The sequence below is a fragment of the Citreicoccus inhibens genome (assembly GCF_019039035.1).
In the GTDB taxonomy this organism is placed as follows: domain Bacteria; phylum Myxococcota; class Myxococcia; order Myxococcales; family Myxococcaceae; genus Citreicoccus; species Citreicoccus inhibens.
Window position 1 is genome coordinate 1 of the sequence record NZ_JAHNZT010000108.1, and the last position, 1,801, is coordinate 1,801.

A 1,801-nucleotide genomic window follows, 5' to 3' on the forward strand; every position below is an offset into this window, starting at 1 on the left:
GGCCTTCTCGCTCTCAGGTCTTCTGCGCACACAGAGCCGAACGAGAGGTGCCCCTGCTCTTTCTTCCCGCTCGTCTCGCGCTTGCCCGCCCCTCAACCTGATCGCGAATCACGACCCTCGGTTTAGGACCACGACAGGGCGATGGCCGAAGTCGCTGGAGGCCAATTTCGGAACGAGCCACCGACCTCGACGGAAGAACGTGTTCTCCTCATCGAAGGCCTTCAGCCCAATGATTGGCAGCAGCGTCTGAAGAACGGCGCCCTGCATAGGGCCGAGGCTCTCCGCTGGCGGCACCGACCCTGCCGAATGCAGCCGTCCCAATTTCTCGCGGTCGATAGAGGCCTGAAGCGCGGCGTTCGGGATCACCTGCACCTGCTCCCCGCTCAGAACGTAAACGTCCCTGACGCCAAAGACCTCTGTGCCCATGCGGAAGGATACCCGGTAGGGCCCGGTCGGCAGCGTCACTTGAATCTTCCCTCGCGCCTCATGTGCTGCGTAGGGCGGCTCGAGCCCCACCACCCGGATGACCGCAGCCGGTTCCACCGTATGCGAGACGAGCGTCCCCTCTTCGGAGGAGGAGCCCTGCGGCTTCAGTATCACGCCTCCCGATCTCGACATCACCGTGGGCTCGGCCGCAACGAAATTGACGACCTCTGGATGTATGGGAGCAGGGCTTCCGCTGTCCGCCGGACTAACGAGGACGTTGAGCTCACGGGTGGTCCGGACATCGATGATGAGCTGTGTCGGCTCCGGTTTGCCTGCCCGCGACTCTACCTTGATGGAGTAGCGCTGTGGCGGGAGATAAAGTGTCTCGTGATTGCTCCGGGGGGGGAGGCTCAAATGGGGCAGTGGCATGCGACGGACAGCGAAATCGATGCGCGTACCGGAGGCTGCTGCGTCCGGGGCAATGTGGATGCTGAGCGGCGCGTCCGGCACATCATCAAGCGTCAGCAGCGGGACGGGGGCGGGTCCTCGAGCCTCCAGCTCGGGTGCCATGTACTTGCGCATCCACATCGGTTCCAGGGAGAGCGCCTGGAGCACGCGCTCGTGGACGTGAGCGTGGATTGAGTGCATCGTGATTACGAACGCGTTACTTGCAGGGTCAATCTCTGTGGCCATGCCTTCGCCCCGTAGCGCGGCCAGGAGATGGGTGGTCATCACGCCCAATCCCTCTCGGGCTCCAAGTGCCTGTCCGAGAGGGCTCACGGCGAAGAGCGACACCTGTGCGCGGGCGGGACCGGGCGGCACACTGGCTAAGCCCAGGGGGCATAGGTCGGGGTGCTTTTCGTATCGGAGATCTCTGCACGCATCGATGAAGAAGAACTGCTCCTTTGGGCCGGTAAGCTGTAGCTGTACCGCACCTGATTGTTGAGACACCAGATTGGCAGTAATCAGGCCGCTTGCCGTTGCATGAGCTCTCGCCGGGCCTGAGTCGGCGAGAGGAAGCCGTGGCGCTCCAGCAGCCAGTGCTCGTTGTACTGGCGAGCCCAGTCGAGCAGGGCCAGACGGAGTGCCTCCACGGTGTCGAAAGAGCGCACCCAGAGGAGCTGCTCTTTGAGCGTCCGGATGAAGCGCTCGGCACAGCCGTTGCCTTCGGGGCTGCGGACGAAGGAGGGGCTGGAGCTGGCGCCCAGGAAACGCAGCTCGTGCTGGAAGGCCTCCGAGGTGTACTGACTGCCGTTGTCGTGGCGGATGGCCAAGCCCGTGGCCACGCCCCGGCCGTATGCCCCGAAGCGAGCTTTGACGCCCTGGCGGATGGGCTCGAGGGCCTCGAAGCGAGTCCCCACCTTGGCGGCGTGGA

The 1,801-nt window shown here is 64.2% G+C and carries 2 protein-coding genes; both read right to left on the reverse strand.

Annotation, left to right across the window (positions count from 1 at the left end):
• Positions 1-108: 108 nt before the first annotated feature.
• A complete protein-coding gene (locus KRR26_RS36440; protein ID WP_217082189.1) occupies positions 109-1,158 on the reverse strand; it encodes a hypothetical protein in 1,050 nt (349 codons plus the stop codon).
• 233 nt (positions 1,159-1,391) lie between these two features.
• Positions 1,392-1,801, reverse strand: a 410-nt coding sequence (locus tag KRR26_RS36445; protein WP_217082190.1) for an integrase core domain-containing protein, incomplete at its 5' end; no start/stop codon positions are given.

Coding starts and splice junctions, on each gene's coding strand:
- KRR26_RS36440 (WP_217082189.1), bottom strand. CDS start 1,158: ATGACCACCCATCTCCTGGCCGCGCTACGGGGCGAAGGCATGGCCACA.